Source organism: Streptomyces sp. SID13031, assembly GCF_010548305.1.
Lineage (GTDB): Bacteria > Actinomycetota > Actinomycetes > Propionibacteriales > Kribbellaceae > Kribbella.
Genome location: NZ_JAAGLV010000028.1, coordinates 45,761 through 58,567, shown reverse-complemented (window position 1 = coordinate 58,567; position 12,807 = coordinate 45,761). Strand labels below are relative to the sequence as shown.

General features: G+C 68.5%; 12 protein-coding genes. 6 read left to right on the top strand and 6 right to left on the bottom strand.

Annotation, left to right across the window (positions count from 1 at the left end):
- Positions 1 to 46: 46 nt before the first annotated feature.
- Entirely contained in the window at positions 47 to 2,713 is a 2,667-nt protein-coding gene (ppdK, locus tag G3I17_RS36930; protein ID WP_164603615.1) for a pyruvate, phosphate dikinase, read from the bottom strand.
- A gap of 330 nt (positions 2,714 to 3,043) precedes the next feature.
- Between ppdK and G3I17_RS36925 the strand changes: the two genes are divergently transcribed.
- A complete protein-coding gene (locus tag G3I17_RS36925; protein ID WP_164603614.1) occupies positions 3,044 to 3,781 on the top strand; it encodes an NPCBM/NEW2 domain-containing protein in 738 nt (245 codons plus the stop codon).
- 71 nt (positions 3,782 to 3,852) lie between these two features.
- Here the strand turns inward: G3I17_RS36925 and G3I17_RS36920 are convergent, their stop codons facing one another.
- The gene (locus tag G3I17_RS36920; RefSeq protein ID WP_164603612.1) at positions 3,853 to 5,817 is read right to left on the bottom strand and encodes a VWA domain-containing protein; all 1,965 of its coding nucleotides are present in this window, start codon (positions 5,815 to 5,817) and stop codon (positions 3,853 to 3,855) included.
- Position 5,818: 1 nt separating this feature from the next.
- Positions 5,819 to 7,216, bottom strand: a complete 1,398-nt coding sequence (locus tag G3I17_RS41395) for an ATP-binding protein (protein ID WP_164603610.1) — start codon at positions 7,214 to 7,216, stop codon at positions 5,819 to 5,821.
- 178 nt (positions 7,217 to 7,394) lie between these two features.
- Here G3I17_RS41395 and G3I17_RS36910 point away from each other — a divergent pair, with 178 nt between their 5' ends.
- Positions 7,395 to 8,108, top strand: coding sequence for a hypothetical protein (locus G3I17_RS36910; RefSeq protein WP_164603607.1), 714 nt, complete (start codon positions 7,395 to 7,397; stop codon positions 8,106 to 8,108).
- Positions 8,109 to 8,130: 22 nt separating this feature from the next.
- Here the strand turns inward: G3I17_RS36910 and G3I17_RS36905 are convergent, their stop codons facing one another.
- Genes G3I17_RS36905 through G3I17_RS36895 form a run of 3 tightly spaced genes read right to left on the bottom strand, consistent with a single transcriptional unit; the run spans position 8,131 to position 10,657 of the window.
- Positions 8,131 to 8,856, bottom strand: coding sequence for a Clp protease N-terminal domain-containing protein (locus G3I17_RS36905; protein ID WP_164603605.1), 726 nt, complete (start codon positions 8,854 to 8,856; stop codon positions 8,131 to 8,133).
- Between the two features lie 48 nt (positions 8,857 to 8,904).
- The gene (locus G3I17_RS36900; protein WP_164603603.1) at positions 8,905 to 10,083 is read right to left on the bottom strand and encodes a serine/threonine protein kinase; all 1,179 of its coding nucleotides are present in this window, start codon (positions 10,081 to 10,083) and stop codon (positions 8,905 to 8,907) included.
- Positions 10,084 to 10,093: 10 nt separating this feature from the next.
- Complete coding sequence (locus G3I17_RS36895; protein ID WP_164603596.1) at positions 10,094 to 10,657, bottom strand: hypothetical protein; 564 nt, start codon at positions 10,655 to 10,657, stop codon at positions 10,094 to 10,096.
- 89 nt (positions 10,658 to 10,746) lie between these two features.
- On the opposite strand from G3I17_RS36895, the gene G3I17_RS36890 reads away from it, so the two are divergent.
- The 4 genes from G3I17_RS36890 to mug all read left to right on the top strand — a co-directional run bounded on the left by G3I17_RS36890 (position 10,747) and on the right by mug (position 12,802).
- The gene (locus G3I17_RS36890) at positions 10,747 to 11,073 is read left to right on the top strand and encodes a hypothetical protein (RefSeq protein ID WP_164603594.1); all 327 of its coding nucleotides are present in this window, start codon (positions 10,747 to 10,749) and stop codon (positions 11,071 to 11,073) included.
- A gap of 58 nt (positions 11,074 to 11,131) precedes the next feature.
- Positions 11,132 to 11,416 carry a hypothetical protein gene (locus tag G3I17_RS36885; RefSeq protein ID WP_164603592.1) on the top strand — a complete coding sequence of 95 codons (285 nt, stop codon included), beginning with the start codon at positions 11,132 to 11,134 and terminating at the stop codon, positions 11,414 to 11,416.
- 1 nt (position 11,417) lies between these two features.
- Positions 11,418 to 12,116 carry a hypothetical protein gene (locus G3I17_RS36880; RefSeq protein WP_164603590.1) on the top strand — a complete coding sequence of 233 codons (699 nt, stop codon included), beginning with the start codon at positions 11,418 to 11,420 and terminating at the stop codon, positions 12,114 to 12,116.
- Positions 12,117 to 12,295: 179 nt separating this feature from the next.
- Positions 12,296 to 12,802 (top strand): G/U mismatch-specific DNA glycosylase, encoded by a 507-nt coding sequence (mug, locus tag G3I17_RS36875; RefSeq protein ID WP_203591280.1) that lies wholly within the window; start codon positions 12,296 to 12,298, stop codon positions 12,800 to 12,802.
- Positions 12,803 to 12,807: the final 5 nt, after the last annotated feature.

Sequence of the window (12,807 nt, the reverse complement as noted above, 5' to 3'; positions counted from 1 at the left end):
CTAGCTGCAGTCATCCTCTGACACATCGTGGTGCGGTGGTCGGAGGTCAGTCCAGGGCGGCGCGGCCCGCTTCGAGACGGGCTACCGGGATGCGGAAGGGCGAGCAGGAGACGTAGTCGAGGCCCACCTCGTGGAAGAAGTGGATGCTGTCCGGGTCGCCGCCGTGCTCGCCGCAGACGCCGAGCTTCAGGTCGGGGCGGGTGGAGCGGCCGCGCTCGGCGCCCATCCGGACCAGCGCGCCGACGCCTTCGCGGTCGATCGACTCGAACGGCGAGACCGCGAAGATGCCCTTCTCCAGGTACTTCGAGAAGAACGAGCCCTCCACGTCGTCGCGGCTGAAGCCCCACGTCATCTGGGTCAGGTCGTTCGTGCCGAAGGAGAAGAACTCGGCCGCCTCGGCGATCTGCTCCGCCGTCACCGCGGCCCGGGGCAGCTCGATCATGGTGCCGATCGGCGTCGACCACTCCACGCCCTCGGACTCGGCGACCTCGGCCAGCACCGCCTCGACCTCGTCACGGGTGAACTGCAACTCCTGGACCGCGCCGACCAGCGGGATCATGATCTCCGGCTGCGGGTCCTTGCCGGCCTTCTTCAGCTCGGCGGCAGCGGAAGCGATCGCGCGCACCTGCATCTTGAACAGGCCCGGGATCACCAGGCCGAGCCGGACGCCTCGCAGCCCGAGCATCGGGTTCTGCTCGTGCAGCCGCTCGACCGCGGTGAGCAGGACGGCGTCGCGCCCCGGATCCTCGCCACGCTCCTTGGCGAGCGCGACCTTGACGGCCAGATCCGTCAGCGGCGGCAGGAACTCGTGCAGCGGCGGGTCGATCAACCGGATCGTCACCGGCAGCCCGTCCATCGCGCCCAGCAACTCCAGGAAGTCCTTACGCTGCAAGGGCTCCAGTACTGCGAGCGCCGCGTCACTCTCCTCCGCCGAGTCGGCCAGGATCAGCCGCTCGACGGCCTCCCGGCGCTCCCCCAGGAACATGTGCTCGGTCCGGCAAAGGCCGATGCCCTGGGCGCCGAACCGGCGAGCCCGGGCGGCGTCGTCACCGGTGTCGGCATTCGTCCGGACGTCGAGTCGCCGGATCTCGTCGGCATGCGTGATCAGCCGGTCCACGGCGGCGACCAGCTCGTCGCCGGCATCGGCCGCGAGCGCCCCCTCGAAGTACTGGACGACAGGCGACGCTACGACCGGGACCTCGCCGAGGAAGACCTCGCCGGTGGTGCCGTCGATCGAGATCACATCGCCCTCGACGAGCGTCCTGCCCTTGATCTTGATCGTGCGCGCCGCGACGTCGACCTCGAGGTCCTCGGCGCCACAGACACACGTCTTTCCCATGCCTCGGGCAACTACCGCCGCGTGCGACGTCTTGCCACCGCGGCTGGTCAGCACGCCCTGGGCGGCGATCATGCCGTGCAAGTCATCAGGGTTCGTCTCCCGGCGGACCAGGATGACCTTCTCGCCGGCGTCAGCGGCCTTGACCGCTGCGGCCGAGGTGAAAACGACCTTGCCGGACGCGGCACCCGGGGAGGCGCCGATCGCCTTGGTGACCAGGTCTGTCGCCGCGTCGCCGTCGAATCGCGGGAACATCAGCTGCGCCAACTGCGCACCCTTCACCCGGCGCAGCGCCTCGTCGGTGTCGATCACGCCCTCGTCGACCAGGCTGGTCGCGATCCTGAACGCTGCCGCCGCCGTCCGCTTGCCGACCCGCGTCTGCAGCATCCACAGCTTGCCGCGCTCGACGGTGAACTCGATATCGCACAGATCGCGGTAGTGCCCTTCGAGCTTGGCCATGATCGCCATCAGGGCGTCGTACGACGCCTTGTCGATCTGCTCGAGATCGGCCAGCGGGACGGTGTTGCGGATCCCCGCGACGACGTCCTCGCCCTGTGCGTTCTGGAGGTAGTCGCCGTAGACGCCGGGCTGCCCGCTGGACGGGTCGCGGGTGAACGCGACGCCGGTCCCGGAGTCCATCCCGAGGTTGCCGAACACCATCGAGCAGATGCTCACCGCCGTACCGAGGTCGGTGGCGATCCGCTCCTGGCGGCGGTACAGGATGGCGCGCTCGGAGTTCCAGGAGCCGAAGACCGCCTCGGTCGCGAGGTCCAGCTGCTCGCGCGGGTCCTGCGGGAACTCCCGGCCGGTGTGCTGCTTGACGGCCGCCTTGAAGTTGTCGACGAGCGCCTTCAGGTCGTCGGCGTCCAGATCGAGGTCGTTCTTGGTCCCCTTGGCCTGTTTGGCCGCCTCGATCGCGTCCTCGAAGACGTCGCCCTCCATCCCGAGCACGGTCTTGCCGAACATCTGGATCAGCCGGCGATAGGCGTCCCAGGCGAACCGCGGGTTGCCGGAGTGGTGCGCGAGACCGTTCACCGAGTCGTCGTTCAGGCCGACGTTGAGCACCGTCTCCATCATCCCGGGCATCGACACCGCGGCACCGGAGCGGACCGAGACGAGCAGCGGGTCGTCGGCCTGGCCGAGCTTCTTGCCCATCTTCTGCTCCAGCGCGGCGACGTGATGGTCGATCTCGTCGGCGAGCTCGGGCGGCACCGAACCGGTGGCCAGGAAGACCTTGCAGGCGTCGGCGGTGATGGTGAATCCGGGCGGGACCGGCAGGCCCAGATTCGTCATCTCGGCGAGGTTGGCTCCCTTGCCACCGAGCAGTTCCTTCATCGACTTGTTGCCTTCGGCGAAGTCGTAGACGAGTTTCGACACGGTGACTCCCTGAGGTGTGGGCCCGAGGTGTTGACAGCGACTGGTCGCGGCTTGGTGACCGCTGGCCCGACGACTCCGATGGCGAGGGCGTCCTTTCAGGGTAAGCCCGAAAACCAGTCCAGTTGACCACTGGTCTCACGTTGAGACGGTGATGCTGCCCACATACCGATGCCCGGAAAACCCTTACCCCATTGACAACGCAGGACAGACAGTCGCTTTGCTGAGGATTTGCCGACGAGCCGGAGAAGGCCCAGGACGATTCATCCGCGCCACACCAAGTTCCCCGCACGACGGTGAGGTGATCGCTACAGTCGCCTTGAGGGGGAACAGATGAGCAAAGGTGAGGTAGACGAGGCGGGGCCTGCGCCACAGGAGGAGAAGGCTGCTCGCGGATGGCTTCGCCATCCTGCTCTGGTGGCGGGAGTAGGGCCGTTGGTGACGGTGATTGCCAGCGCACTGGTCACCATCATGCTCGGCCAGTCTGGCCAACTGCCGGAGTCGTTGAACCCGGCGCCGCCCACGATGACGGTGACAGCAACGAGCACGGCGTCCGTGACGACCACTGCCCTCGGGCCGACCATCACCGAGACGGTCGGTCCCAGCGGTGGTCCGTCGTCGAGTGGGCCGCCGCCGAGTGGGCCGCCGGCGGCGGGGCAAACAGCAAACATCAACGACATCGAGGCCGGAGGGAGCTTCTTCCAGCAGGAGGTGGCCGAAGTGAACGGCGTGACCTACGCGGACAGCGCGACGACCAGCGCCGGCCGCTGCTACGGCAAGAAGGCACAGCGCTATCAGCTGTCCAGACACTACAACCGCTTCGTGGCGACCATCGGCATCAGTGATCCGTCAGCTCCGGATCTCAAGGTGCAGTTCCGGATCTACCTCGACAACAAGGAGGTTCAGGCGCCGATCACCCTTGGCAAGGGCACCAGCCGCAAGGTCGACCTGCAGCTGAACAAAGCCTTGGAGATGCGCCTGGAGGTGATCCCGGTCGCCGGCAACAGCAACTGCGATCAGGTGAGCCGGGCTGTCTGGGGTGAACCTGTCGTCTACCTGATTCCGGCCTAGTCGTCTCAGTTGGCTGCCGACGCGAGACCTCGATCTCCAGAGGCCCACGCCGTACTGCTTGAGCTCCGCGATCAGAGCCGGCGGCGGGTTCTCAGGTAGTCGCCGACGACGGCTGCGCCTAGGCCGTCTGCGTCGGGGGCCAGTACTCGGCCGCCGCTGCGGCGGGCCAGCAGGTCGACGAACTGGTTCAGGCGGGGGTCGTCGCCGAGGCGGAAGATCGAGACCGTCGCGCCGAGCTTGGCCAGGCGGTCGACCTCGAAGATCGTTTTGCGTAGCGTCGCTGGTCGGGGTGGGTAGTCGAACTCGGCCGTGCCGTCCGGTTCGAGGTGTGCCGTCGGCTCGCCATCTGTCACCATCAACACCACCGGCTGGGCGTCTGGGTGACGCCGCAGGTGCCGGCCGGCGAGCAGGAGCGCGTGGTGCGCGTTGGTGCCCTGCTCCCAGGTGCCTTCCATCCCGATGAGCTGCGGGAGCTCCACCACCCCGGCGTACCGGCCGAAGGTGATCAGTTGGAGGGCGTCGTTGCGGTAGCGCGTCGAGATCAGCTGGTGTAAGGCGAGTGCCGTCCGCTTCATCGGCAGCCAGCGGCCCTCCTGCACCATCGACCACGACGTGTCGACCAGCAACGCGACGGCGGCCCGGGCTCGATGCTCGGTCTCGGCGATCTCGACATCGGCCACGTCCAGCCGGACCGAGCCATCACGGCCGGCACCGGCAGTCCGCAGTACTGCGTTCCGCACAGTGCGCGAGACGTCCCACGACTGGGTGTCGCCGAATTGCCAGGGCCTTGTCGACCCGCTCAGCTCGCCGGCCGCACCCGCCGACGCCGCATCCCGCTCGCCGGACTGGCCACGGGCAGTTCGCAGTACGTCGGAAAGCGCCGTCTGGCCGAGTTGCCGCAACGCCTTCGGGGACAGTTGCAACGTGCCGTCAGGCGTGCGCTCCAGCAGACCCTGGTTGCGCAGCTCCCGCTCGAGCTCCGACAACCGGCGCGCGTCGACCGTCGCCTCGTCGCCGAGCTGCCGGGTCAGCGCGTCGAGGTCGATGTCCTCCAGCCGCGCCCCCGGATACGACTGGGCCAACTGCTCGGCCAGCGCATCCAGCTCCGCGAGATCGGACATCGCCCGGGCGCCCTCGGCCAACCCGAGCGGATCGTCACCGCTCATCCGCTCGGAGCCGGACCAGTCCTCGCCCGGCCTGAGCGCCTGCAACTGAACATCGAGATTCGCCAGCTGCTGGGACAGCTGCGGATTGCCGAACGCCTGCTGCGAGAGCTGGGCGAGCTCGGCCCGCTGCTCCGGCGTCATCGAGTTGAGCATCCGCTGCGCGGCGGCCGCACGAGCAGCCAGTACGTCGATCAGCTCGTCGACATTGCGCGGATTCTCCGGGAAGAACTCGCCGTGCTTGGCCATGAACTCGCTGAAGAGCTGATCGATCTGCGGATGCCCCTGCGCGTGGGCGGCGAGCAGCGCGTTGAGATCGGACAGCATCTCGTTGATCCGCTCGACGTCCTCGGGCGTCGTGTTCTGCATCGCCTCCTTCATGCCCTCGAAGCGCGACCCGAGCAGCTCGCGACCAAGTAACTCGCGAATCTCCTCGTACTTCTGCCTGGCCTCACTCGACTGCCAGTCGTAGTTCGCCAACTCCCGGACCGCCGACGCCGTCCCGGACGGAAGCGCATCGAGCTGCATCTCACGGAACCGAGCATCGTCGGACGGGTTGGGGAACAGGTCATGCCGCTCGGCCTCGAGCGCTTCGTCCAGCAACCGCTGCACGTCACGCAAGGTGCCGTCGAGGTTGTGCCGCTGCTGGATCTCGCGGCGCCGCTCCCACAACCTGCGGGTCAGATCATCGAGCCCTTGGGTGTTGCGAGTCCCACGCCGGAGCAACTCCTCCAGCGCGGACCTCGGGGACGAGCCGCCCATCACGTCGCGGCCGAGCTCGTCCAGCGCGTCCCGCAGATCCACCGGCGGGGCGAGCGGGTCAGGACCGTCGTGCCACGGCCCGTACGACCAGCCTTCCGGTAGTACGGACATATCAGACTCCGTAGACCGTGGTGTCGTCGTCCGCGTCCTTGGCCAATCGCTTGGATAAGTAGAGGGCTTCCAACGCGAGCTCCACCGCGGCGGCGATTCGGCCGGGTGAGTCGTCGGGGTTGACGCCTGCTCTTGCCGCTACGTCGTGAAGTACGGGCAGCTCGGGGAGAGCCGACAGTACGTCGCGGCCGGGGATCCGCTCGCCCGTGGTCACAAGGTGGCCTTGGGCAACGGCATCCGCGAGCGGGGTCAGGTCGAGCCCGGCGAACCGCTCGCGGGCGGTGTCCGCAACGGACCTGCGCAGGAGGTACTCGAGCAGCTCGGTCTCGCGCCCTTCCTCACCCGGCTCGAACTCCAGCTTTCCCCGCAGTACGGCGGGAACAGCCTCGAGGTCGATCGGGCGGGCGACGGCCGGCTCCTCGCCGGTGATCGCCGACCGGCGCAGCGCTGCCGCCGCAACCGTCTCGGCCGCAGCGACCGCGAAGCGCGCGGAGACACCCGAGCGCTGGTCGATCGCGGTCGACTCGCGCAGGTGCCGCACGAAGCGCGCGAGCACCTCCAGCAGCGGCTCGCCCACCTCGGCGGTGAGGTGGCTCTCCTGCCGGACGACGTCCACCTCGGCATCGATGTCGAGCGGGTAGTGGGTCCGGACCTCGGCGCCGAAGCGGTCCTTCAGCGGGGTGATGATCCGGCCCCGGTTGGTGTAGTCCTCGGGGTTGGCCGTTGCCACCAGCAACACATCGAGCGGGAGGCGCAGCGTGTACCCGCGGACCTGGATGTCGCGCTCCTCCATCACGTTGAGCAGCGCGACCTGGATCCGCTCGGCCAGGTCGGGCAGCTCGTTGATCGCGACGATGCCACGATGCGCGCGCGGGACGAGTCCGAAGTGGATCGTCTCGGGGTCACCCAGACTGCGGCCCTCGGCGACCTTGACCGGGTCGACGTCGCCGATCAGGTCACCCACCGAGGTGTCGGGGGTGGCGAGCTTCTCGGCGTACCGGAGGCTGCGGTGCAGCCAGGCGACCGGCAGGTCGTCGCCGAGCTCGGCCGCGCGGCGCTTGGACGCGGGCGTGATCGGGTCGAGCGGGTGCTCGGGCAGCTCGGCGCCTTCGATCACGGGGGTCCACTCGTCGAGCAGACCGATCAGGGTGCGGAGCAGCCGGGTCTTGCCTTGTCCTCGCTCACCGAGGAGTACTACGTCGTGCCCGGCGAGCAGGGCGCGTTCGAGCTGGGGAATCACCGTACGGGAGAAGCCGACGATGCCGGGCCAGGGGTTGCGCCCGGCGCGCAGTTCCTTGAGCAGGTTGTCGCGGATCTCGGCCTTGACCGGACGGGGGACGAATCCGGCGGCGCGCAGCTCGCCGGCCTTACGGGGAAGCTCAACAGGTGCACTGGTCACCCTGAAGACGTTAGCTCGCTCACCCCACAGACCACACGCCTTATCTCGTACTCCGGCTGATCCCGCAGCGAGCACTCTCGGTCACAGCGCGCTCCCAGGCCGCTAGGAGGAACCTCACAAGAACGCGGGGCACGCTCGGAAGTATTAGCCGTCCAACCCAGCAGGAGTGAGTGCCCTCATGAGCAGAAAACGTCAGTGGATCGCCGTCGGCGCGATGGTTGCGGCAGCCGGGCTGGTCGCCGGTTGCTCCACCTCGTCGACCTCGGCAACGGACCCTGCCCCGTCATCGTCGTCGACGGCGGAGCGTCCCGGACCCGGCGGCGGCACGGCCGGTGGTGAGGGAAGCAACGCCCGGTCGGCGGCGGCCGCGGGTGGAGCGATCGGCACGGTCGACAGCGTGACCACCTCGGGCTTCACCATGACGACCTCCGCAGCCCAGAAGGTGACCGTCACCGCGACGTCGTCGACGAAGTACCTGAACGGGACGAGCGCGACCTCCGCGAGCGCCATCACCAACGGGACAACCGTCCTCGCGCTCGGTACGACCAGTGGAACCACGATCACCGCCACGCAGGTCGTCGTGCAGTCGTCCGACGGCGGAGGAGCCGCGGCATCCACGGCCGCAGGGGTGGTGCCCTTCCAGCGTGGTGCGCAGAGCGCGGCGAAGCAGGACGGTCAGATCCCGGCGAACTACACCGAGGGCGAGGGGACCATCGTCAGCGGAACGACGGCGGACAAGGCGACCGAAGCCGCACTGGCCGCCTACCCGGGCGGCGTCGTCGACCGGGTGGTGCAGTTGAGCAGCGGCGAGTACGAGGTTCACTACATCGGCGTCAACTGGCCGCACCACATCTTCGTCGACCAGACCTTCAAGGTCGCCGGCGCCAATTAGCCGAGGGGGGTCACCCGGCCATCTACCTGGCCTTGGTCAGCTCCTCGAGGACAGCCTGGATCGACGTCTTGGCAGCGGATTCGTCCAGCCCGAGACTGGTCAGGACCTCGGTCGCGACGCTAGCCGAGTCGCGGTAGAAGGCGAGTAGCAGGTGCTCGGTACCGACGTAGTTGTGGCCCAGGACGAGCGCTTCGGCGACCGCGCCCTGCAGCACATGCGCCGCCTTGCGCGTGTACGGCGGGTTCTCGGCCGACAGCGCCGCCTCGACGTCCTTCGAAGCACCCTTCGCCGGGCTCAGCGGAGCGACGGCCGCGGCGACCGCTTCCTCGGTGATGCCATGAGCGACGAGGACTCGGGTAGCGAGGGCCTCCGGCTGGCTGAAGATCGCCAGCAGCAGGTGTTCGGTGCCGAGGAACGGGTGGTTCAGGCCGCGCGCGACCTCCTTCGCGGCGGCCAGCACCGCCTTGGTGCGCGGGGTGTACCGCTCGAGAACCGCCGCGGCCGTCCAGGAGTCGGCGAAGCGTTTGTGCGCGGCCTGCTTGCTCACGCCGAGCACGGCGCTGATCTCGACCCACGACTTGCCGGCGCCGCGGGCGCGGTCGACGAAGTACCCGAGGGCGGCGTCGCTGGTGCTGGTCAGTTCGCTGATCGTGCTCGCGGCGGTGCCGAGCTGATCGAGGACGTCGTCGGTGCCGGCGTCTTCGCGGATCGTGTCGATGAGTTGCTGAAGATCGGGTCCAGGAGTCATGTCGTCAACGCTAGGTTGACGATCAGTGAATGTCAACCGCGGGTTGACTTAGCACTGGTGCCGGACGAAGTCGGTCAGCGCCCAGCCGGTCCGGCCGTCCGGGAGCTTGACGTGCACCCAGGAATCGCCGTCGCGCTGGGCGATCGGGGTCACCTCGTCGCCTCGGTAGACCTTCGCGATCACCGTCTTGCTGCGCGGCGCATCCCGCACCGTCGCGTCCTGCGCGCAGACCGTCAGCTTGCCCACCGGCTCCTCATGGCCTTGGGCGAGCACGGTCGCGCCGACCCCACCGGCCGCCACGACCGGCACTGCGATCGCGGCCCACAACGCAACCCGCCGACGGCGTACCCGGCTGACCTTGGCCGGCGCATCCGTGAGGGCAGCCTGGAGAGCCTCACCGAACGCCAATGCACTCGGATACCGCTCCGCCGGTCCCTTGGCCATCGCTCGACGCACCACCTCATCGAAGGCAGCCGGTACGCCGTACAGGCTCGGCATCGGCGGGGGCAGGATCGCGACCGCGTACGCGAGCTCGGGCAAGGTCCTGCGGTTGAAGGGGCGCTCGCCGGTGAGCAGGGTGAAGAGCGTCCCGCCGAGCGCGTAGACGTCGGACGCGGCCGAGGTCGGGTCGCCACGCCATTGCTCAGGCGCCATGTAGGCAACGGTTCCGGCGATCGCCCCGAGCGACGGGCCGGAGGGCGAGCCGCTCTGCAGCCAGCCCACGCCGCCACTGAGGTCCATACCGGTGCTCGTCTCCAGGCTGACCAACTGCCGGGCGACGCCGAAGTCCGCGACCATCGGCCGGTCGCCGTCGAGGATGATGTTGGCCGGCTTCAGGTCCCGATGGATGACGCCCGCGCGATGCAGCGCGTCGACCGCCTCGGCCACCTGCGTCATCACTTCGACCGCTCGATCGGACGACAGCGGACCGTCGTCGTCCAGCAGGCGCTGGAGATCCGGGCCGCTGAGCCTGTCCATCACCAGCCAGGCCCGGTCGCCTTCCCCGCCCACCTCGTGGACCCGGACCACCCCGGGGTGGACGACGGCAGCGGCCAGTCGCGCCTCCCGGCCAAGCCGGTCACGGTACTGCGGGTCGACCAGCTCGGGATGCACCAGTTTGACCGCGACGGCCTGCCCGTCGGCCAGTCGGCTCGCCTCGTACACCACCCCTGTCGCACCCGCACCCAGCGGCTCCGCCAGGCGGTAGCCAGGGACTTCGACGATCACGGCTCGCACACTAACCCGCACTCTCCGGATCCGGAAGGGATTCTGCTGCCATCCTGATCAGGGGTTCCAGGTGTGCCAGCTCGGCGAGCACGAGCTGGCGGAAAGCCAGCAGATCGGCGGGTTCGTCACCAACTTTGCGCAGTGGCGCAAGCAGTTGTTTGACGGCCCGCCCGAGCGGGTCATCGTCGGCCTCGTCGACCAGCGGGATCAGTTCGCGCGCCTCGGCCAGCGCCTGGCTCAGCAGCCGGAGCCGGATCGGCTGCTCGAGGAGCAGGGCGGCGATCCGCAGCATCCGCCGGCCGGCCTTCAGTGCGAACTCGCCGCTGATCGGCTGGGCGGTGGCATCGCGCCGGTCGCGGACCTTGTCGATCCACGGCTCGACGGTCTCGCCACGCCAGATCGGGCCGGACGAGAGCTCGGCGTCCGGCTCCGGGATGCCATGGCTGCGGCGCCGGCGCCAGGCGGTCACCAGCTGCCGGTTCAGGCCGAGCGCCTCGGCGATCTCGGCGATCCCGTAGAAGCCCTTGCGGTACGGATCCGCCTCCTCGCCGCTCGCTGGTCGGATGCTGTTCACCGGGTCAGCGTATCCACTGAGTACACCTATTGCCATCTCTGGCGACACGCCTTACCGTCATTTCAGATTACAACTCCTTGGAGGTTGAGATGACACGCAAGGCTCCCATCGCGCTGGCCGTCACTGCTCTGGCCGCAGCCGGCCTGGCGCTCGGTACCGGTGCGCCGACCGCCACCGCTGTCGAGGTCCCGCGGCACGCGATCAACATCTGCCAGAGCGCGACGATGTACGAGAACTACAACTTCTCGATCCCCGGCCCGGTCACCTACATCCGCACCCTCGGCTACGGCGACAAGATCGGCCACTCGCCGGGCAAGCACCCGGTCTACAACGGCTGGGCCTCGATCCAGGACTTCGGCCCGAACGACTGGGGCTTCATCCGGGTCGAGTGCATCGGCGGCTACGACAGCTGGTGAGTTCCACCCCCTCCCCTTTTTCTCTGAAACCCCGCCCCGCCTTAGAGGAGATACCGCAATGAATCGAGTACTTCGTACCGCTGCCGCCGGCGCCGCGCTGGTCGTCGTCGGGCTGGCCGTCAACACGTCCCAGGCGCAGGCCGCCAACGGGCATCTCGGCGTACGGGAGACCGTCTGCGCCGACGACCTGCAGTTCCGCACCCAGCCGGGTGGCGCCCGGGCCGGCACGCTGCACCGCGGCGAGACCTTCAAGATCGACCAGATCATCCCGGGCTGGGTACACGGGTTCGCCTACGGCACCATCAACCACAACGGCTGGGTCCAAGACGGCTGGTTCTGCTGACATGCGCGCCTCTGCCATCAAGCGAGCGCTCGTCGCTCTGGCCGTCGGTGGGCTGGCCGTCGTCGGGCTGAGCCAGCCCGCGCAGGCGATCAATCAGTACGTGACGATCGGCAACGTGCCGAAGCCCGCGGCCGCCTGCAACAACCACGGGGTGATGCCGGCCGGCGGCTGGCTGGCCAACAAGTCGTGCGGCTACGTGATGGGAACGGCGATCGCCGGTACCCGCTTCGACGTCAGCACCACGACCCCGAACAACTTCCACTTCGGCCGCTGGCGCGCGGGCGACGGCTCGAGCTTCTGCGCCTACCTCGTCCCGGGCGCGCTCAACACCTCACACTCGACGCCGATCGCGGACAGTTGCAGCAGTGCGACGAGCGACCGCCTGGTCCACCGCCGCACCTTCGGCCGCGACTTCGACGTCGCACCCCACACCGGCAACGGCGCGATCGTCGTACGGATCAACCCGTCGGCCTGCACCGGCTACTACAACTACTTCACCGACAGCACCTACACCACCGGCGCCCTCCGCGACCCGGCCGGTTTCGCCCTCCCCACCACGGGCGGCTATCGCTACACCACCGCCGACAACGGAGCCTCGATGATCCGGGTGGACGCCCTGGGCGAAACCATCTGGCTCTTCGTCTCCCGCGCCTGCATCAACGCCCAACTCCCCGCCAACCTCAACAACCAGAACGACTAGCTCCACCCGCGGACGCCCCACCCAGCGCCCGCACGGCTCGCCCACCGCCCCACCGCCCCGGGGTCGGTGGGCGCCGCCACCTTGTGCACCACGTGAGCGTTGCGGACCGCTCAAAACACTCAGGTCGCGCACAAAGTGCTGCCTTGGGTGTCGGGGGTTAGGGTGCGGGGGTGCAGGAGTTGGGGGATGTGGTCGGGGCGGGGTTGCGGGTGTTGTTTTGTGGGATTAATCCGGGGCTGCTTTCGGCGCAGACCGGGTATCACTTCGCCCGGCCGGGGAACAGGTTCTGGCCGGCCCTTCATCAGGCCGGGTTCACGCCTCGGTTGTTTCGGCCGGATGAGCAGCGGGACCTGCTGGGGTTGGGGCTGGGGATCACGAATGTGGTGGACAAGCCGTCGGCCCGGGCTGATGAGTTGAGCAAGGCCGAGTTGGTTGCCGGTGGGGAGAACCTGGTCAAGAAGGTGCTCGAGTACCAGCCTCGCTGGCTTGCCGTCGTCGGGGTTACGGCGTACCGGGATGCTTTTGGCGAGCGGAAGGCCGCCATGGGTGAGCAGGAGCGGCGGATCGGTGAGACTCGCGTCTGGATTCTGCCTAACCCGAGTGGCTTGAACGCGCACTACACGCTGCCCAAGCTCGCGGCCGCCTACGCCGAGCTGGAGAAGGTCAGCTCAGGCGTCGGCGGCTAGCGACC